Raw genomic sequence first — 20,104 nt, 5'->3', positions numbered from 1 at the left:
CCCAACGTTAAATCGCCACCAGCGCGCGGACGCCGTCCTGTTCCATAGCGCTGCCGGCGCCGCGCTGCACGATGCTGCCGCGCGACATCACCAGATAGCTATCCGCCAGATCGGCGGCAAAGTCATAGAACTGCTCCACCAGCAGGATCGCCATATCGCCCCGCGCCGCCAGTTGTTTGATCACCGCGCCGATCTCCTTGATCACCGAAGGCTGGATCCCTTCCGTCGGCTCGTCGAGGATCAGCAACTGCGGCCGGCAGGCCAGCGCCCGGCCGATCGCCAGCTGCTGCTGTTGCCCGCCGGAGAGATCGCCGCCGCGCCGATCCTTCATTTGCCGCAGCACCGGAAACAAGTCATAGATCGGATCCGGCACCGTGCGTGCGGCGGCGCCGTAAAAACGCGCCAACCCCATCAGCAGATTTTCCTCCACCGTCAGACGCGGGAAAATCTCCCGCCCCTGCGGTACATAGGCGATGCCCGCCTGCACCCGCTGATGCGGCTTTTTACCGGTGATGGTTTCGCCCTGCCAACGGACGCTGCCGCTGCGCGCCGGGACCAGCCCCATCAGGCATTTCAGCAGCGTGGTCTTGCCCACGCCGTTGCGCCCCAGCAGGCAGGTCACCTCGCCGATGCGCGCCTCGAACGACAGGCCGCGCAGAATATGGCTGCCGCCGTAATACTGATTCAATTCCTCTACCTGCAGCATGATTACGCCTCCTCAGCGCCCCAGATATACCTCAATCACCCGTTCATCGGCCTGCACCTGCGCCAGCGATCCTTCCGCCAGCACCTGTCCCTGATGCAGCACCGTCACGCGATCGGCAATGGTTTCCACAAACCCCATGTCGTGCTCCACCACCATCAGCGAATGCTTGCCCGCCAGCTCGCGGAACAGTTCAGCGGTGTAGTCGGTTTCAGCGTCGGTCATGCCGGCCGCCGGCTCGTCGAGCAACAGCAGGTGCGGTTCCTGCACCAGCAGCATGCCGATCTCGAGAAACTGTTTCTGCCCGTGGGACAGCAACCCGGCGGGCCGGTGGCGCTCATGCCCCAGCCGCAGGGTCTTCAGCATCTCGTCGATGCGGTCGCGCTGTTCGCTGCTTAAACGGGCGCGCAGGCAGGCCCATACCGACTTGCGGGTTTTCTGGGCGATCTCCAGATTTTCGAACACCGTCAGCGCCTCGAACACCGTCGGTTTTTGAAACTTGCGGCCGATGCCGGCGTGGGCGATCTGCATCGGCGCCAGCCGGGTCAGATCGACGGTCTGGTCGTAAAACACCCTGCCGCTGTCCGGCCGGGTTTTGCCGGTGATCACATCCATCAGCGTGGTCTTGCCGGCGCCGTTGGGGCCGATCACGCAGCGCAGTTCGCCGACGCCAATGCGCAGCGACAGATCGGTCAGCGCGCGAAAACCGTCGAAGCTGACGTTGACGTTATCGAGCTGCAGCACCGGATCGGTTTGCTGCCGGTATTTGTCCGCCGGCAGCGGATGGGTAAACAGTTCGTCGGTCACTTGCATCACCTTCATGAGGATTTCCTCCGACGCAGCAGGCCAATCACCCCTTTGGGCAGAAACAACGTGACGACGATAAACATCAGGCCGAGGAAAAACTGCCAGTATTCGGGAATGGCCATGGTGAACCAGCTCTTGGCGCCGTTGACGATGCCGGCGCCGAGCAACGGCCCCACCAGGGTGCCGCGCCCGCCGAGGGCGACCCAAATGGCGGCCTCGATCGAGTTGGTCGGCGACATTTCGCCGGGGTTGATGATGCCGACCTGCGGCACATAGAGCGCGCCGGCCAGCCCGCACAGCACCGCCGACAGCGTCCAGACGAACAGCTTGAAGCCCTTCGGATCGTAGCCGCAGAAGGTCAGGCGGTTTTCCGCATCGCGCACCGCGGTCAGCACCCGGCCGAACTTGCTGCGCGCCAGCGCAAAGCCGATGGCCAGGCTGGCGGCCAGCAGCAGCACCGTCGCCAGGAACAGCGCCACCCGCGTGCCGGCGGCGGTGATGGGAAAGCCGAGCAGCGTGGTGAAACCGGTAAAGCCGTTATTGCCGCCGAAGCCGGTTTCGTTGCGAAAGAACAGCAGCATGCCGGCATAGGTCAGCGCCTGGGTCATGATCGAGAAATACACCCCTTTGATTTTCGAGCGAAAGGCGAAGTAGCCGAACAGGAAAGCCAACAGGCCCGGCACCAGCACGATCAGGCACAGCGCCCAGGCGAAATGCTGGGTGCCGCTCCAGAACCACGGCAGCTCGTTCCAGGAGAGGAACGCCATAAACGCCGGCAGCCCGTCGCCCGCCGCCTGCCGCATCAGGTACATGCCCATGGCGTAGCCGCCGAGCGCGAAGAACAGCCCGTGGCCGAGCGACAGCAGCCCGGCATAGCCCCACACCAGATCGAGCGCCACCGCCACCACCGCGTAGCACAGGATCTTGCCCGCCAGCGTCAGGGTATAGGTGGACACCGCCAGCGGATGATCCGCCGGCAACAACGTCATGAACGGCATGACCAGCAGCGCCAGCAACGCCAGCCCGCCGATGCTCAACGCCAGCCGGGGCGCTTTCTGCACGCCGGTTACGGTCAATGGTTGGCTCATCAGTCAATCACCCTGCCCTTGAGGGCGAACAGCCCCTGCGGACGCTTTTGAATAAACAGAACGATCAGCACCAGGATCAGGATCTTGCCCAACACGGCGCCGATCTGCGGCTCGAGGATCTTGTTGACGATGCCGAGGCCGAAGGCCGCCGCCACCGTCCCCGCCAGCTGGCCGACGCCGCCGAGCACCACCACCAGGAACGAGTCGATAATGTAACCTTGCCCCAGCTCCGGCCCGACGTTGCCCAACTGCGACAGCGCCACCCCGCCAAGCCCGGCGATGCCGGATCCCAACCCGAAGGCCAGCATGTCCACCCGCCCGGTGGGCACGCCGCAGCAGGCCGCCATCGCGCGGTTTTGCGTCACCGCGCGCACGTTCATGCCGAGCCGAGTCTTGTTCAGCAGCAGCCAGGTCAACGCCAGCACCAGCAGCACGAACGCGATCACCGCGATGCGGTTCCACGGCAACACCAGGTTCGGCAACAGCTGCACGCCGCCCGACAGCCACGCCGGGTTGGCAACCTCGACGTTCTGCGCGCCGAACAGCACCCGCACCAGTTGGATCATCACCAGGCTGATGCCCCAGGTGGCCAGCAGGGTTTCCAGCGGCCGGCCGTACAGGTGGCGGATCACCGTGCGCTCAAGCGCCATGCCGATCCCGGCGGTAATGGCGAACGCCACCGGCAGCGCCGCCAGCGGGTAGAGCGCCAGCCACTGCGGCGCAAATTGCTGAAACAGCCCCTGCACCAGATAGGCGGAATAGGCGCCGAGCATCAGCATTTCGCCGTGCGCCATATTGATGACGCCGAGCAGGCCGTAGGTGATCGCCAGGCCGAGCGCCGCCAACAGCAGGATCGAGCCGAGCGACAGGCCGCTGAACGCCTGGCCGAGCAGATCGCCGATCATCAGGCGGTGCTGCACGCGCTGCAGGCTGCGCTGCGCCTCGGCGCGCACCGCGGCGTCCGGCTCATTGGCCGCGTCGGTCAACGCCTGCAGCCGCGCGCGGGTTTCCGGCTCGCCCGATTCCCCCAGCAGCCGCACCGCATTGAAGCGCACCTGCGGGCTGGCGTCGGCCAATTGCAGGTTCGCCAGCGCAATGCTCAGCGCGTCGCGTACCTGCGGGTCTTTCTCCTGCGCCAGCCGCCGGGTCAACAGCGGCAACTGCTCGCCCTGCGCCTCACGCTGCAGCGCGGTCGCCGCCTGCAGCCGCACCGCCGCGTCCGCGCTGACCAACCGCTGCGCCGACAGCGCGTTGGCGATCAGAATGCGCAGCCGGTTGTTCAGCCACACCTTCTTCGGCTCGCCAACCGGGGCCGCCTCACCTTCAAGCGGCAGATAGCGGTCGCCCTGGCGTATAAAGGCGCGCTTCGCCTCGTCGATCGCCACGTTTTCCTGCTGCAGCCCCTGCAGCAGCGGCAGGCGCGCGGCGTCCGGCTCGGCCGCCCACGCCTGCAGCAGTTTGGCCTGCTGCGCGCGATTGGCCGCCGCGAACTCATCGGCAGGCCCGGCCTGCGCCAGCAGGGGCCAGGCGCACAACAGCCACAGCCCGGCGCGCAGAGAGGATAAAAACGGAGATTGCATCAGCTGCCTCTTCTGTTGGGCCGGCGCGCGTCGAGCCGCGCCGGCGCTGAGTGACGTTACTTGCCGCCTTTCACCGGGTAATCCGGCTTTTTGTCGTTGCCGGCGATATACGGACTCCACGGCTGCGCGCGCACCGGTGCCTCGGTCTGCCACACCACGTTGAACTGGCCGTTGCCCTCGATCTCGCCGATCATCACCGGCTTGTGCAGGTGGTGATTGGTCTTGTCCATGGTCAGCGTGAAGCCCGACGGCGCGGCGAAGGTTTGCCCGGCCATCGCCGCGCGCACCTTATCGACGTCGGTGGTGCCGGCCTTTTCCACCGCCTGCGCCCACATGTGGAGGCCGACGTAGGTGGCTTCCATCGGATCGTTGGTCACCGCGGTGGCGTAATTCGGCAGATTGTGCGCCTTGGCGTAAGCTTTCCACTGGCTGACAAACTGTTTGTTGGTCGGGTTATCCAGCGATTCGAAGTAGTTCCAGGCCGCCAGGTTGCCCACCAGCGGTTTGGTGTCGATGCCGCGCAGCTCCTCCTCGCCGACCGAGAAGGCGATCACCGGCACGTCCGTGGCCTTGACGCCCTGGTTGGCGAGTTCTTTGTAGAACGGCACGTTGGAATCGCCGTTGATGGTGGAGATCACCGCGGTATTGCCGCCGGCGGCGAACTTCTTGATGTTGGCGACGATGGTCTGGTAATCGCTGTAGCCGAACGGCGTATAGACCTCTTCGATATCCTTGTCCTGCACGCCTTTGCTGTGCAGGAAGGCGCGCAGGATCTTGTTGGTGGTGCGTGGATAGACGTAATCGGTGCCCAACAGGAAGAAGCGCTTGGCGCCGCCACCGTCCTCGCTCAGCAGGTATTCCACCGCAGGGATCGCCTGCTGGTTCGGCGCCGCGCCGGTGTAGAACACGTTCGGCGACATCTCTTCGCCTTCGTATTGCACCGGATAGAACAGCAGGCCGTTCAGCTCCTCAAACACCGGCAGCACCGACTTGCGCGACACCGAAGTCCAGCAGCCAAACACCGCCGCCACCTTGTCCTGGCTCAGCAACTGGCGCGCCTTTTCGGCGAACAGCGGCCAGTTGGAGGCCGGATCCACCACCACCGGCTCCAGCTTTTTGCCGAGCACCCCACCTTTGGCGTTGATCTCGTCGATGGTCATCAGCGCCACATCCTTCAGCGGCGTCTCGGAAATCGCCATGGTGCCAGAGAGCGAACTCAGAATACCGACCTTGATGGTGTCGGCGGCCTGCGCGCTCCAGGCCAGGCCCATGCCGACAGCGGCGGCGGACAGCGCAAAAGCTTTGATAAAACGACGACGTTGCATAGTTCAAACTCCTGATGTGTGTGAAATCAAAATCGTTACGCCGAGCGCGCAGGCTGCTGAGCCCGCGCCTGGTGCAACATGTGCAGCGTTATTTTTCGCACTTCTGCCTTGCTGACGGCGATGTGCTCGCCGAGCAGCGTTTGCGCCTCCTCACTTTGCCGCTGCAGGATCGCCTGCAAAATGGCGGCGTGCTCGCGGTAGGTGGCGTCCACCCGCGCCTGCTGGGTGAAATCCAGCCGGCGAATGATGCGGATCTTTTCGGTCAGCTCGCGGTGGATGCGCGCCATTTCACCGTTGCCCGCCGCGGCCACCAACGCCTGATGAAACTGCTCATCGTGCTGCGACACCGCCTTGCCGTCCGCCAGGCGCGGCGCTTCGGTCCAAAAACGGCTCAGCGCCGCCAGCGCGTCCGGCGTTTCCCCGGCCGGGCGTTCGCACAGCCGTTTCACCGCCTCTTGTTCCAGCACGATGCGCAGGTCATACAGCTCTTCGAAGTAGGTGAAGTCGAACGGTCGCACCTGCCAGCCGCTGCGAAACAGCACCTCGACATAGCCTTCGCGCTCGAGTCGAAACAGCGCCTGACGCACCGGCGTGCGGCTGGCCGCCATGCGCTGCGCCACGTCGCTTTCGCTGAAGCGATCGCCCGGCAGCAGGCGAAACTCGAAGATGTCGGCCTTGAGCTGCAAATAAATGCGCTCCGCCAACCCTTCCGGGCGCGTCTTGTGCTCTCCGTTGGTGATTTGCATCATCGCTCCTCCGTTCAGACCGCCTTTTCCAGCCACAGCAGGGCGTCGCCCGGCCCGACCGGCCGCCCCTGCCGGCAGCTGATGCGTTTAACGATCCCGGCGCGCGGCGCGGTGACCGCCAGCTCCATTTTCATCGCCTCGACCACGATCAGCGGCTGCCCGGCCGCCACCGCCTGCCCCGGTTCCACCAGGATCTTCCACACGCTGCCGTTCAGATCGGCGCTGACCAGATCGCCGTCGATGGCGTCTTCTTCCTCCGGCGGCAACAGCTGCGCCTCGGCCTCGTCGTCATCGCTGCGCCAGCGCGCCACTTCGGCGCTGAACGCCTGCTGCTGGCGATGCTGGAAGTCGGCGATCGCCCCGGCGTTGTCGGCCAGGAAACGGGTGTAGGCGGCGAAGTCGAATTCGCTCTCTTCGATGCGCACCTGCATGCGCCCTTCACGGAACGCTTCGCGCTGCTCGTCCAGTTCTTGCTCGCTGACCGGGTAGAAGCGCACCTGATCGAAGAAGCGCAGCAGCCAGGGCTCACCGGCGGTGAACTGCGGGTTTTTGAGGAATTTGTTCCAGATCGGCAGCGTGCGCCCCACCAGTTGGTAACCGCCCGGCGAGTCCATGCCGTAGATGCACATGTACATGCCGCCGATGCCGACCGTCCCTTCGGCGGTGTGGGTGCGCGCCGGGTTATATTTGGAGCTCAGTAGGCGATGGCGCGGATCGAGCGGCACCGCGCAGGGCGCGCCGAGGTAGACGTCGCCCAGCCCGAGGATCAGGTAGCTGGCGTCGAACAGAATGTCGCGCACCTGCTCGCGTCGGCTCAGGCCATTGATGCGCTGAATGAAATCGACGTTGTTCGGCAGCCAGGGCGCCGAGGCGCGCACCGTCTGTTGATAGCGATCCACCGCCCCCAGCGTGGCCGAATCTTCGAACGCCATCGGCAGCCATACGGTGCGCGTCGGCACCTTCAGGCGGCTGACGTCCCCCAGCGCCCGTTCGCGCGCCAGCAGGCGCTGCAGCAGGTCGGCCTGGCTAATTTGCCGGCTGTCGTAGCGGATCTGCAGCGAACGCACGCCCGGCGCCAGCTCCGCCACGCCCGGTATCGCCACCTCACGCAGCGACTGCATCAGCAGATGAATGCGCAGCCGCAGCGCCAGATCGAGCACGTTGTCGCCGTACTCCATCAGGATGTAGCCGTCCCCCGCCTGGCGATACGCCACCGCCGGGCGCCCTTCCGCCGCCGGCAGCGCCGCCAGCACCGCGGCGGAAACGGTCTCCGCCGGGGCCAGATCCGGCGGCGGCAGGGTGATGGCCTTCACCGCCGCCAGCGCTTCGATGCTGCCGAGCTGCGCCTGCTCCAGCGACTGCGCCTGCCGGAAGCCGATCGGATGGAAACGGATGCGGTCGCCCGGCTTCACCTGCCCCACTTTCCACAGTTCGGCCTTGGCGATGGTCACCGGGCAGACGAAGCCGCCAAGGCTCGGCCCGTCGCGGGTTAGGATCACCGGGAAGTCGCCGGTGAAGTTGATGGCGCCGATGGCGTACTCGCAATCGTGCACGTTGGAAGGATGCAAACCGGCCTCGCCGCCGTCCTCCCGCGCCCACTCGGGCTTCGGCCCCGCCAGGCGCACCCCGAGGCGGTTGGAGTTGTAATGCACCTGCCAGTCGGTGGCGAAAAAGGCCTCTATCGATTCAGCGGTGAAAAAGTCCGGCGCGCCGTGCGGCCCGTACAGCACGCCGATGTGCCACTGGTCGCCGTAGTGCGGGATCAGGCTGTCGTCCATCGCCTGCGGCGCGGCGATCGGTGCCGGCGTAGTGCTGGCCGCCAGCGCCGGTTGGGCGATCGCCAACATGTCCGCCACCCGCAAGGTGCGCCCGGCGTGGCCGCCGAACTGGCCCAGCGCGAAGGTGGAGCGGCTGCCGAGATACACCGGCACGTCAAAGCCGTTACGTACCGCCAGATAGGTGCGGCAGCCTTGCGTGGCGCGCCCCAGCGTCAATACCTGCCCGGCCCGCACCGCGATCGGCCGCCAATACGCAACCGCTTCACCGTTCAGATCGGCCGGGCAGCTCGCGCCCGTCAGCGCGATGGTGGCGTCGCAGTGAAAGCGCAGCGTCGGCCCCTGCAGGGTAAACTCCAACCCGGCGGCCGCCGGGTGGTTGCCGACGATGCGGTTGGCCAGCCGAAACGCGAAGTCGTCCATCGGGCCGGACGGCGGCACGCCGATGTCCCAATAGCCGAGGCGGCCGGGATAATCCTGCACGCTGCTGTAGGTGCCGGGTTGCAGCACTTCGAGGCAGTGCGGCTGGAAACGCACATCGTCCAGCAGGCGCGTCCAGACGTCGCCGCGCTGAAATTGCGGCGTGGCGATCACCTGCCGCAGATAATCGAGGTTGGTGGCGATGCCGTGCAAACGGGTCGCCGCCAGCGCCACGCGCAATTTTTCCAGCGCCTGCGCCCGATCGGCGCCGTGCACGATCAGCTTGGCGATCATCGGGTCGTAAAACGCCGACACTTCGCTGCCGGTCGCCACCCACCCGTCGAGGCGCACGTCGTCAGGGAAATGCACCTCGGTCAGCACGCCGGGGCTGGGCTGGAAGTTTTTCAGCGGATCTTCGGCGTAGAGGCGCACCTCGATCGCCGCGCCCTGCGGCGCGCGCTGCAACGCCGCCCAATCCAGCGCGTCGCCCGCCGCCACCTGCAGCATGCATGCGATCAGATCCAGGCCGGTGACCATTTCGGTGACCGGGTGCTCGACCTGTAAGCGGGTGTTCACTTCCAGGAAATAAAACTCGTCGCGCGCGGCGTCATAGATAAATTCTACGGTGCCGGCGCTGCGGTAATTCACCGACTCGCCCAGCGCCACCGCCGCCCGGTGCAGCGCCTGGCGGGTCGCCGCCGGCAGATGCGGCGCCGGGGTTTCCTCCACCACCTTTTGGTTGCGCCGCTGCAGCGAACAGTCGCGCTCGCCGAGCGCCGCCACCCGCCCCTGGCCGTCGCCGAAAATCTGCACCTCGACGTGGCGCGCCCGATCGACGAAGCGTTCGATAAAGGCGCCGGCGTCGCGGAAGAACTGCTCTCCCAGCCGTTTGACGCTGTCGTACGCGTCGCGCAGCGCCGCCTCGTCGTCACAGCGCGTCAGACCGATGCCGCCACCGCCGGCGGTGCTTTTCAGCATCACCGGGTAGCCGATGCGCGCAGCGGCGGCGACCGCCTGCTCAACGCTCTCCAGCAAGCCGGTTCCCGGCGTCATCGGCACCCCGGCCAACGCCGCCAGCTCGCGCGCCCGGTGCTTGAGGCCGAACTCGCGCATCTGCGCCGCCGTCGGGCCGATAAAGGCGATGCCCGCCGCCTCGCAGGCGTCGGCAAACTCGGCGCTCTCGGACAAAAAGCCGTAGCCGGGGTAGATCGCCTGCGCTCCGGTGGCCGCGGCCGCCGCGAGGATCTTGTCGATGCGCAGGTAACTGTCGGCGGCCTTGTCGCCGCCAAGCGCCACAGCCCTGTCGGCCTCGGCGACGTGCGGCGCATTGCGGTCGGCGTCGGAATAGACCGCCACGCTGGTTACGCCCAGGCGTTTCAGGGTGCGAATGGCGCGGCAGGCGATTTCGCCGCGGTTAGCGATCAGTACGGTAGTAAACATGTTCATGCCCCCTTAACGCTGGCGAGATAGTCGCGCCAGCCGCCAAACTCAGTGATATCCGTCGCGTCTTCCAGCGCCCAGGCTTCGCAGATAAACCCCTTCACCCGCCGGCCGTCCGCCAGCAGCAGCGTGCCGATGCCCAATGGCGCCGGAATTTCCGCCACAAACTCGCCGAAACGGGCCAGCGGGATGTCCCACAGCTCAACGCGGATCGCCGCCCCCTGCGCCGCGCGCGCCAGCCCCGGCTTCGGCGGCTCGGTATCGGCCAGCGCATACAGGCGATAGCAGGGGGCGGTAGCGGTTTGCTCCACCTGCACCGCGTCGCGCTGTGTCAGCTGGACGTTGAGCGGCATGCCGCTAAGGTGAGCGCCCACTACCGCCAGACGCACGTGCCCTGTGGACGGCGCAGGCACAGGCTGCGGCGGCAATGCCCGGCCGATAGCGCCGAGCGGCAAGGCGCTTTGCCGTTGCCAGCGCAGGCCAAACGCCGCCAACGCCCGGTCATGCCAGGCGGGCGCAATCAGGGTGATGCCCGCCGGTAGACCGTCTTCGCGCTGCGGCCCCGGCAGCGCCAGCGCGCTCAGATCGGCCAGGTTGGTGAAATTGGTGTAAGTGCCGAATTGCGAATTGAACAGCACTGGCTCCTGCGCCATCTCCGCCAGGGTGCGAATAGTGGGCGCGGTCGGCACCACCAGCGCGTCGAACGGCGCCAGCCGCTGGGCGATTTGCCGCGCCAGCTCGGCGCGCAGGTATTCCGCCTTGTAGGCGTCGCAGGCGCTGTAGCCGAGGCCGTTGCCGACGATGCCGCGCACCACCGGATCGATGGCCTGCGGGCTCGCTTCCAGCACCTGCTCAATGGCTACCGTGCGCTCCGCCACCCAGGGGCCGTAATACAGCTGTTCCGCCAGAGTGCGAAACGGCGCGAAATCGAGGGGTTCCAGCGTCGCGCCGCCCGCCTGCAGCTGCGCCAGCGCACGGTGAAACGCCCGCTCGGCCTGAACGTCGCCGAAAAACTCCAGCTGGGCGGGAACGGCGAAACGCGGTGCGGCGGGGATATCCGCCGGCGCGGTATGCGGATCGGCACGGGAATACGGGTCTGCCGCGTCAAAGCCGCTCGCCAACTCCGTCACCTGCGCGGCGTCGGCCACGGTCAGCGCGAAGACCGACACCGTATCGTTCAACCGACAGGCCGGCACCACGCCGCGGTTGGACAACCGCCCCTTGGTCGGCTTCAGCCCGACGATGTTGTTGAACCCGGCGGGCACGCGCCCCGAACCGGCGGTGTCGGTGCCAAGCGCGAACGGCACCAGGCCGCGTGCCACCACCGAGGCGGAGCCGGAGCTGGAACCGCCGCTGACGTAGCGGCTGTCGAAGCTGTTGACCACCGCGCCATACGGTGAGCGAGTGCCTACCAACCCGGTAGCGAACTGGTCGAGGTTGGTTTTACCGAGGGCGATCGCCCCGGCGGCGCGCAGGCGGGCGACCACGGTGGCGTCCGCCGCGGCCTGATAGGTGAACGCCGGGCAGGCGGCGCTGGTTGGCCAGCCGCCGACGTCGATATTGTCTTTGATGGCGAAGGGCACGCCGAACAGCGGCAGGCGGCTGAGATCGCCGTCGACCGCCGCCAGCAACTGCGCCAGCTGCCGATACTGCTGCTCGCGCTGCGCCGGCGTGGCGAGATACAGCCAGGCGTTATCGTCTGGGCTCAGCCCGGCGACCAACGTTTCGATCGTCGCACTGACGCAGGCAAGGCGCTCGCCCGCCGGGCGGGTTTGGTAATGGTGTTGCCATTCACTGAGGGTAAAACCGCACGCTACAACAGATTCGCTCATCGACTGAATTCCATCTGGTACACAAGATGGGATTCAACAGAGCAACCGGCGTGCCAATTTTTAATCTCATGATTTCAATAAATTATAATTAAAACTTATGACGGCGGCGGCAAACGGGCTGCACCAGCGGCGCGCAGCGGGAGAACAAAAAGAGTGCAATGGCGGGATGACGCAGAGGAAAAACCGGGGCGACGACACTCGCCGCCCCGCAGGCCGATGGGGATCAATCCTTGATGCGTTTCAAACCGACCGGCGTAATGCAGTAGGTCTGTTGCTTGCCCTTCTCCGCCAGCCGCAGGTGCTGCATTTCGTTGACGATCGCCAGGCGGCTGTCCGGCTCTTCATGCCGCAGATGAATCACTTCACCGCCGTAACCCGACAGCGGCAACACCCAGGTTTTGGCCGGTTGATTCTGGCTGCCGATGACGTCGTAGCTGAGCAAGACGTTGCCGTCCGCATCCGTCACGCTGAGGAAGGCGTAGCTGTCGGCAAAGTAGTGGTGAGCAATCCCCGCCGCCAGCGTGACGGTAACGGTTTTCTTCACCAGATCGATGGCGCCGGTCAGGAACTGGCGATCGCCAATCCCTTTGCACGCCACGGTAAACGCATTGCCGACGTTAGCGCCCGGCGGCGTATTGTCGGCCGGCAGGCAATCCCGATAGGTCGCCAACAGTGACTCGCGCTGCGGCTCGGCAAAGGCGCCGATCGCCAGATAAATATCGTCCTTGAACGACGACGATGGCGCATAGTAAGCCGGCAACAGGCGACGCAAACGCTGCGCCGCCTGTTCCAGGCGCGCCAGCAGCGCCTGTTCGGGATCGCCGGGCAACGCCGGGTTTTTCAGCCCGCTTGTTTCGATGCGCAGTACGTTGGTTTTGTTTTTGTTATCGATGACGCCGGCCGCCGCCGGATTCAAACGCACCCGGCTCGGCTCCACATGGTAAATCTCGATGTCATCGCCCTCGGCAAACGGCAGCTCGTCATGACTTAACGTAGCCTGAGTGCCCTGAATCTCCTTGCTGAAGCGCACCGCGCCCTGCCGATCGCGCAGCGTCACCCGGGCATAGGTTTCACCGGGGAAGTAGGCGTGCGGCGTGGTGCTGGTCACGTCAACCACCACCGCTCCTTTGGCGCGATCGACGACCACGGTGGCGAAGACCGCATCGCTCAGGCCCAACAGAGTGATCTCCTGCGAAACGATCGGCGAAGCGGCTTTGCGCTCGAAGCGAAGCGTCACCGCGTTCTTCCCCTGCTTCACCGTCAGGTAACCCGCCGTCGGCCGATATTTACGATCTTTACCGGTCGGCAACCGCAAGGTATACACGCCGATCGGCAGCGCAGTCAGCGCCAGGGTCGGCGCATCGATACGGACTTTGTGGGCATAGCGCGCCCCTTCCATCAGGATCAGGTCTTCACCGTAGATCTGCGCAAAGTCATCGATATCCAGACTCAGGGTGACGTCGCCTTTCAGCCCGCTGGCCTTGAGCTGGCAAGAATCGACCAGCCGCAGCGAGGAATCCAGCTTCAGCTGTGCCTGCACCACCGGCAGACTCTGCGCGTCCACCAGTTGATACAGCGGATACACCGCCTTGGCGTGGCTGAACGCGTTGCGGTCGCGCTGCGCTTGGGTGATCACGCCGCCGGTCAGCTCGACGAACGGCGTCACGTCGATTTGCTCGCCGGCTGCGGCGAAGCTTGCCGACAGCAGATCCAGCAAGGCATGTTCCGACGGCACGAAACCCGCCGTGTTGCAGCTTTGGCGATACTGCTGATTAAAGTGCGTGAAGGCGTTCTTGCCTGCCTTGTCGACCATCAGCATCGCGAAGAACAGCTTGGAGCGCAGATCCCACTGGTTGAGCGGCGTGCCCTGAGCGATCAGATCGATGATTTTCTTCTCGACGCCGGCCGCGTTGCCGTAGTTATACAGCCACCCCTCCTGGTATTTACGTTCCCCCAGCATCACGTCCTGATAGCAAGCGGCATAAATATTGTTCCACATCTCACCGGTGGAGAAATATTTGTCGCCCATAAAGTGCCCCTGATAGCCGTGCGCGATCTCATGCAGGCTGCCCCAGTTGCTGTCTTTCGGCGTCAGCCAGAAGCTGCTGACCGAGCTGCTGGTTTCCGCCGTCCAGCGGCCGCCGTAATACGCGGCGCCGGCGCCGTGTTTATCGGCCTTCATAAAGTAGCGGTTGCGAATATTGCGATCGGATTCGTGTTCAGCCTCGAACGAGACGCCGGTCAGCGCATTGTAGAAGGTGAAAATGCGATCGTAGTAGGCGATCAGTCCGTCGATGTTTTTCGCTTCGCCCAGTGACTTCAGCGCCGGTTTACTGATTTTCGGCACCAGCAACACGGCGTATTCCGCATCGATCAGGGCAAACTCGGCGTCCCGATCGTCCCAGCGGGCAAAGAACGCGGCTTCGTTTTCGCCACGGCGATAAACCGGCAACGCTTTCGCCGTGTCCGGGTGCTCGAACTCCAGCACCGGCTCGCCCTGCCCATACGGCGTATCGATGAACGGCACCGAGACGGCATTGACCTGGGCCTCGACCCAGCTCGCGCCGACGCTGAATTCCGCCTCCGTTTTGCTGTCGTCATTCAGCAAGCGCAGCGTTAACTTGCCGGTAAACGCCGCGTTGGTCTGGCGCACTCGCAGCACTTGCCCGGCGGCGAGAATGACGCCCAGGTGCTGGCGATCGTGATCGATGCCTTTGCTCATGCCTGCCGCATCCAGCCAGACTGGCCGGGTCAACGTGTAAAGTGATTGGGTTTTCGTGATGGTTGGCATCCTGCTTTCCTCATGGTTTGGGTGATTGAATTGACCATGAAAAAGTAACCGGACGGGCGGCACGCCCTCCATCGATGACGGGTGGCTGAGGGCCAGTACAACAACGGCGAGCGGGAGAGCGGCAATAAAAAAGGCGCAACCTTGCGATTGCGCCTGATGTTCGGTGAACGCTGCGCGTTACTCGCCACGAACGCGCTGCGCCAGCCCTTTGAGGAAGTAGCGCAGCATCTGATCGCCGCACGGGCGGTAGTTCTTGGTGCCCTCTTTGCGGAACAGCGCGCTCAGCTCCGGCTTGGAGATGCGGAAGTCCACCGCGGTGAAGATCTGGTGCATGTCGGTGTCTTTCAGCTCGAACGCCACGCGCAGCTTTTTCAGCACCAGGTTATTGGTGATCGGCAGTTCAACCGCCGGCGCCGGGAACTTGTCGTCCTTGCCGCGCTTGAAGAACACCAGGCCGTTGAGGAAGTGCGCCATCACTTCGTCAGGGCACTTCTCGTAGCCCGGCTCGCCTTCTTTGATCACGTAAGCGTCCATCGCCGACACCGCCACCTCGAAATCGTCCAGTTTGATAATCTCGACCATTTTGGCGTTGTTAATGCTCAGCATATAGCGCACGCTGCGCAGCACGTCGTTGTTCATCATGGGATTGCATTGCCTTTACTTATCTAACGGGGACGTGCGCACATTGCGAAACGAAATGACTGCCACACACCTTGAATGTGCGGCAGTATAGGGATCGGCAAGGGGTTTCTCAATCGATTTGGCTTTTTTGCTGATACAGCGGGATGTCTTCGCCGATGATGTACTTGTTGCGCAGCACCGACGAGACCTTGTCCATGATCATCACCACCACCACCAGGATCAGGGTGATGAACATCACTACGTCCCAGTTCCACAGCCGCATGTTCTCCGCGTACACCAGGCCGATGCCGCCGGCGCCGACAAAGCCCAGCACCGCCGCAGAGCGGGTGTTGGATTCGATCTGGTACAGGCTGAGTGCCAGGAAGGTGGGGAACGACTGGGTGAAAATGCCGTAGCGGTGCTTCTGCAACCCGTTGGCGCCCACCGCCGTCAGGCCGCGGCTGGGGGACTTGTCCACCGCCTCATGGCCTTCGGCGTACAGTTTGCCCAGCAGCCCGACGTCCTGCATCACGATAGCCAACACCCCGGCCAGCGGCCCCATGCCGACGGCGCGCACGAAGATCAGCCCCCAGATCGCCATGTCGATGCCGCGCAGCACGTCCAGCAAGCGGCGCACCAGCACGGAGATCGGCCGCAGCAGCGGCGTCGACATCACGTTGCGCGCGGCGAAGAACGACAGCGGCAGCGCGATCAACGACGCGGTGATGGTGCCGGCGAACACAATGGCGATGGTGATGCCGATCTGCTGGAAGTAGTACATGAACGGCCAATTGGCGAAGTCGTGCCAGACGAACATGCGCAGGAAATAGCGCCCCAGCTGCTGGCAGCCGTTGATAAACTGCGGCCAGCTAATGCCGAAGACCAGGAAGAAGAACACATAGTACAGCACGATCGCCAGCGCGATCAGGCCGACGGTGCGCAGGTAGCGCCCCTGCTGCGCGAAGATCGCCGGATGCTGCTGTTTCAACTGGCGCAGCGTTTCCGCCGATGCCGGAGTGCCCGCTATCATTTTGCCCCCTCCACCACACGCTTGCGCAGCTCGCCCGACACGTAGTCGAGCACGGAAACCACCACGATGATCAGCAGCAGCGTCATGCTGACCTGATCGTAACGGTCGAGTTTAATGTTGGTCATCAGCTCCTGGCCGATGCCGCCCGCCCCCACCAGCCCCAAAATGGTCGACTGACGAAAGTTGATCTCCAGCCGCATGAAGCTGTAGGAGAGAAACACCGGCTTCACCTGCGGCCACAGGCCAAAGCGCATGCGCTGCAGCGGCGTGGCGCCGCAGGCCGCCAGCCCGCGCACCGGCTTGTTGGAGGCGGTTTCGATCGATTCGTAGAACAGCTTGGTCAGGCTGCCGATGGTGTGCAGCGCCAGCGCCAGGAAGCCGGGAATGGCGCCGATGCCGAACGCCATCACGAACATCACCGCCCACGCCAGCTCCGGCATGGTGCGCAAGAACGCCACCAGCGTGCGGATTGCCAGCCGCACCGAGGCCGGGGTATAGGTATTGCCGGCCGCCAGAAACGCCAGCACGGTCGCCACCAGCACCGAAAAAATGGTCGCCGCCAGCGCCAGCTGCAGGGTCTCCCAGATCAGCGGCAGCTGGATGTTCAGGCGGTAACCCCAATAGGCCAGCGAACCTTCGGTGCGCCCATCGGCGAACAGCAGGTGCCAGTGCAGCGTCGGCACGGTTTCGGCCAGGTAGTCGAAGAAGTGCGGAATAGACACCCAGACGGTGTGCAGGTTGAACTCGGCGAGGTTGCCGGCGCCCAGGTACAGCACCACCAGCCCGAGCGACCACAGCAGCGCTTCGCGTTTTTGCTTGCTGCGGATCCGTTGGTAATAGTGTGCGAAATCGGTATTCAAAGCAGGTCTTCCATCTTGATGGAACAAGGGGTTCAGCACGCTGAACCCCTTCATTCGGACGGCCGAGGCAGCCGGGAATTAACGGTCGCCTTTGGTCAGCTCGCGCTTCATATCGATGATGGTCTGGTATTCCGCCAGGGTGGTGTCGCCGATGTGCTGTTTGCCGCCCATCGCTTTGATAAAGCACTGGTGATCGTCTTTATCCAGCTTCTTGATGGCGGTGACCACTTTGGCTTTGAAGTCGGCCGGCAGCGAGTTGCTCACCAGGATCGGGCCGTTCGGGATCAGCGGCGACTGCCAGATGATGCGGATCTGTTTCATCAGGTCCGGGTGATCCATGCGGATCATGCGGGTGAACGCGCCGCTGGTGTAGCCGGTGTTGTAGTCGCCGATCATCGACGCCCAGGTCACCGCGCCTTCGAACTGGCCGTTCAGCACGCCAAGGATATCCTGCTCGTGGCCGCCGGAGAAGGTGACGCTGGAGAAGGTGTTGTTGTATTTGTTGTCGACCGTGCCGCCGAACAGCTTTTTAAACGCCTGATTCGGGATCAGGAAGCCGGAGGTGGAATCCGGATCGGCGAAGCCGATGGCCTTGCCCTTCAGATCTTCCAGTTTCTGGTACGGGCTGCCGGCCTTCACCACCACCACCGAGTGGTAGCCGCGCGACTGGTCGACGTCGTCGACCGCGATGCCGACGATGTCCACCGCTTTCGGATCCTTGATGTAGACCGAAGCGAACGATGACGGCGACATGCTCAGCACCAGGTCAATCTTGCCGCCCAGCAGGCCCTGGATCACGCCGGAATAGTCGGACGAGTTGCGCAGCTTGGTATCGACATTCAGTTCCTTGTCCAGGAACTGCTTCACGCACTGGTTATCGCCGATCTGCTGGGTGGCGTTCTGGCCGCCGAGAATGCCCAGGTTCAGCTCTTTCGGCGCATCCGCTGCGGCAGCATTAAATACCATCATCGCGCCGGCCATCAGGGTGGTCAGACTCAATACTTTTTTCATTAGGTGTGCCTTGTGTGTAAAGGTAAAGGGTAAAGGTCAAAAGTGCTTCAATGGATCTGATTGGCTTCTTCGCCATACAGCTGGTGCAGGATCCTTTCGTTCAGTTGCGAAGGATGCCCGTCAAACACGATCTTCCCGTGGGCGATGCCGATCACCCGCGAGCAATACTCTTTCACCAGTTCGACCGAGTGCAGGTTCACCATCACCGCGATGCCGTCTTCGCTGATTTTCTGCAGCGCGTCCATGATGCGGCGGGTGTTTTTCGGATCGAGCGACGCGACCGGCTCATCGGCCAGCAGGATTTGCGGGTTTTGCATCAGCGCGCGGCAGATGGCGACGCGCTGCATCTGGCCGCCGGAGAGGTGCTCGGCGCGCTGCAGCGCGTGCGGCAGCATGTTGAGCCACTGCAACAGCTCGATGGCGCGAGCGCGGTCGGCGTCATCGAACAGTTTGAAGAAGGATTTCAGGGTGGAGGTGTGGCTCAGGCGCCCCAGCAGCACGTTGGTCATCACGTCCAGCCGCGGCACCAGGCAGAAGTCCTGGAAGATCATGCCGCAGCGCGCGCGCCATTGGCGCATCTGGCGGCCGGCAAGCTGGGCGATATCCTGCGCCACGCCATCGTCTTCGAAGTGCAGCATCTCGCCGCAGCTGGAAGGAATGGTGCCGTTGAGGGTATGCAGCAGCGTGGACTTGCCCGCGCCGGAGCGGCCGATCACCGCCACGAATTCGCCGGCGTGCAGATCGAAATTGATATCATCCAGCACGCGCTGCTGCGCTTTGTAGGCCTTGCCGAGTCCCTTTACCGATAATACTTTGCGGGATGCGGCGGCGTGCTGCCCTGGAAAGTCCTGCTGTGCCAATTTTAACAGTGCCTGAGCCATATGATTTCTCTGGTTTCAGTGGCTAATCATTATGGGCACCTATTAACGGATAAGTTTATGACAGTGGGATGATCGTTTTATGGCCGGGGCGTGACGCGTGCCGCCCCGGCGTGCGCATCATTCCAGGCTAAAGAAGTCCAGCCCCAGCGCCGTCTTGACCTGCTGCAGCGTCTGCTGGCTGACCTGATGCGCGCGGCGGGTGCCGTGCTGCAGGATGCGCGTCAGCTCGCCTTTATCGGCAATGAATTCGGCGCGGCGGGTGCGGATCGGCTCGAGCAGGCTCTGCAGGCAATCCTCCAGCAGCCGTTTGATTTTCACGTCCCCCAACCCGCCGCGCCGATAGTGCGCCTTCAGCTCCGCCACCAGTGCGGCGTCTTCGCAGAAGGCGTCCAGATAGGTGAACACCATGTTGCCCTCCACCCGGCCGGGATCGCTGACGTTGAGATGGCCAGGATCGGTGAACATGCTCATCACCGCCTTGTGAACCTCGTCGGCGCCGGCGCCAAGCGGGATGGCGTTGCCGCGCGATTTCGACATCTTGCCCTGCCCGTCCAGCCCCGGCAGACGCCCGACGTTGCTCAACAGCGGCTGACACTCCGTTAATATCGGTTGGCCAACGATGTGGTTGAAGCGCCGCACGATCTCGTTGGTTTGCTCCAGCATCGGCAGCTGATCCTCGCCGACCGGCACGTGGGTGGCGCCGAAGGCGGTGATGTCCGCCGCCTGGCTGACCGGATAGATCAGAAAACCGGCCGGCAGGCTGCGGGCGAAATCCTTCTCGGCGATTTCGTTTTTCACCGTCGGGTTGCGTTCCAGCCGCGCCACGCTGACCAGATTGAGGTAGTACATCGTCAGCTCGGCCAACGCCGGCAGCGCCGACTGCAGGCAGATCGTGGTCTTGTGCGGATCGATGCCGACCGCCAGATAGTCGGCCACGACGTTGAGCACGTTGGCGCTGATTTTTTGCGGGTTGTTGCCGTTGTCGGTCAGGCCCTGCAGATCCGCCACCATCACCGTTTGGTTATGCTGGTGCTGCAGTTCGACGCGTTGGCGCAGCGAGCCGACAAAGTGACCTAAATGCAGTGGGCCGGTAGCGCGATCGCCGGTAAGAATGGTGTAGCTCATGACAGTGCTCCTGAAGGTCTGTAGACCGCCGGATCAACGCCACAAAAGATAATGCCGCCAAACCGGCGG

The 20,104-nt window shown here is 63.9% G+C and carries 15 protein-coding genes; all 15 read right to left on the bottom strand.

Translation table 11 applies throughout. The features are described 5' to 3' along the window. Nucleotides 1–7: 7 nt before the first annotated feature. The 15 genes from urtE to trpS all read right to left on the bottom strand — a co-directional run bounded on the left by urtE (nucleotide 8) and on the right by trpS (nucleotide 20,035). The gene (urtE, locus tag ACJ8J5_RS16290) at nucleotides 8–706 is read right to left on the bottom strand and encodes an urea ABC transporter ATP-binding subunit UrtE (protein WP_414104878.1); all 699 of its coding nucleotides are present in this window, start codon (nucleotides 704–706) and stop codon (nucleotides 8–10) included. A gap of 12 nt (nucleotides 707–718) precedes the next feature. Continuing rightward, nucleotides 719–1,525: an urea ABC transporter ATP-binding protein UrtD gene (gene urtD / locus ACJ8J5_RS16285; protein WP_147822953.1), complete on the bottom strand. Its 807-nt coding sequence runs from the start codon at nucleotides 1,523–1,525 to the stop codon at nucleotides 719–721. Next, the gene (gene urtC / locus ACJ8J5_RS16280; protein WP_025302022.1) at nucleotides 1,522–2,598 is read right to left on the bottom strand and encodes an urea ABC transporter permease subunit UrtC; all 1,077 of its coding nucleotides are present in this window, start codon (nucleotides 2,596–2,598) and stop codon (nucleotides 1,522–1,524) included. The genes urtD and urtC overlap by 4 nt, the downstream gene beginning before the upstream one ends. After that, nucleotides 2,598–4,178, bottom strand: a complete 1,581-nt coding sequence (gene urtB, locus ACJ8J5_RS16275) for an urea ABC transporter permease subunit UrtB (protein ID WP_414104880.1) — start codon at nucleotides 4,176–4,178, stop codon at nucleotides 2,598–2,600. The genes urtC and urtB overlap by 1 nt, the downstream gene beginning before the upstream one ends. Before the next feature lie 56 nt (nucleotides 4,179–4,234). After that, nucleotides 4,235–5,503, bottom strand: a complete 1,269-nt coding sequence (gene urtA, locus ACJ8J5_RS16270) for an urea ABC transporter substrate-binding protein (RefSeq protein WP_049208925.1) — start codon at nucleotides 5,501–5,503, stop codon at nucleotides 4,235–4,237. A 35-nt stretch (nucleotides 5,504–5,538) separates the two neighbouring features. After that, nucleotides 5,539–6,249 (bottom strand): GntR family transcriptional regulator, encoded by a 711-nt coding sequence (locus ACJ8J5_RS16265; protein WP_414104896.1) that lies wholly within the window; start codon nucleotides 6,247–6,249, stop codon nucleotides 5,539–5,541. Nucleotides 6,250–6,263: 14 nt separating this feature from the next. Beyond that, nucleotides 6,264–9,884, bottom strand: coding sequence for an urea carboxylase (gene uca, locus ACJ8J5_RS16260; RefSeq protein ID WP_414104881.1), 3,621 nt, complete (start codon nucleotides 9,882–9,884; stop codon nucleotides 6,264–6,266). 2 nt (nucleotides 9,885–9,886) lie between these two features. After that, nucleotides 9,887–11,716 carry an allophanate hydrolase gene (atzF, locus tag ACJ8J5_RS16255; RefSeq protein ID WP_414104882.1) on the bottom strand — a complete coding sequence of 610 codons (1,830 nt, stop codon included), beginning with the start codon at nucleotides 11,714–11,716 and terminating at the stop codon, nucleotides 9,887–9,889. 223 nt (nucleotides 11,717–11,939) lie between these two features. Then, nucleotides 11,940–14,507, bottom strand: a complete 2,568-nt coding sequence (locus ACJ8J5_RS16250) for a putative mucin/carbohydrate-binding domain-containing protein (RefSeq protein WP_099816746.1) — start codon at nucleotides 14,505–14,507, stop codon at nucleotides 11,940–11,942. 177 nt (nucleotides 14,508–14,684) lie between these two features. Then, on the bottom strand, nucleotides 14,685–15,149 hold the full coding sequence (locus ACJ8J5_RS16245; RefSeq protein ID WP_004939471.1) for a DUF1456 family protein: 465 nt from the start codon (nucleotides 15,147–15,149) through the stop codon (nucleotides 14,685–14,687). Nucleotides 15,150–15,258: 109 nt separating this feature from the next. Further along, on the bottom strand, nucleotides 15,259–16,158 hold the full coding sequence (gene phnE, locus ACJ8J5_RS16240) for a phosphonate ABC transporter, permease protein PhnE (protein WP_173888970.1): 900 nt from the start codon (nucleotides 16,156–16,158) through the stop codon (nucleotides 15,259–15,261). After that, nucleotides 16,155–17,018 carry a phosphonate ABC transporter, permease protein PhnE gene (phnE, locus tag ACJ8J5_RS16235; protein ID WP_021503954.1) on the bottom strand — a complete coding sequence of 288 codons (864 nt, stop codon included), beginning with the start codon at nucleotides 17,016–17,018 and terminating at the stop codon, nucleotides 16,155–16,157. Before phnE (ACJ8J5_RS16235) ends, phnE (ACJ8J5_RS16240) begins: the two co-directional genes overlap by 4 nt. A 78-nt stretch (nucleotides 17,019–17,096) precedes the next feature. Further along, the gene (phnD, locus tag ACJ8J5_RS16230) at nucleotides 17,097–18,029 is read right to left on the bottom strand and encodes a phosphonate ABC transporter substrate-binding protein (protein ID WP_025302014.1); all 933 of its coding nucleotides are present in this window, start codon (nucleotides 18,027–18,029) and stop codon (nucleotides 17,097–17,099) included. Nucleotides 18,030–18,076: 47 nt separating this feature from the next. Beyond that, nucleotides 18,077–18,910 carry a phosphonate ABC transporter ATP-binding protein gene (phnC, locus tag ACJ8J5_RS16225; protein ID WP_173888967.1) on the bottom strand — a complete coding sequence of 278 codons (834 nt, stop codon included), beginning with the start codon at nucleotides 18,908–18,910 and terminating at the stop codon, nucleotides 18,077–18,079. A gap of 117 nt (nucleotides 18,911–19,027) precedes the next feature. After that, nucleotides 19,028–20,035: a tryptophan--tRNA ligase gene (trpS, locus tag ACJ8J5_RS16220; protein ID WP_173888965.1), complete on the bottom strand. Its 1,008-nt coding sequence runs from the start codon at nucleotides 20,033–20,035 to the stop codon at nucleotides 19,028–19,030. Between the last annotated feature and the right edge of the window lie 69 nt (nucleotides 20,036–20,104).

The organism is Serratia sp. CY43202 (genome assembly GCF_052168755.1).
Classification (GTDB): Bacteria; Pseudomonadota; Gammaproteobacteria; order Enterobacterales; family Enterobacteriaceae; genus Serratia; species Serratia bockelmannii.
This window is presented reverse-complemented; position numbering and strand designations above follow the sequence as displayed.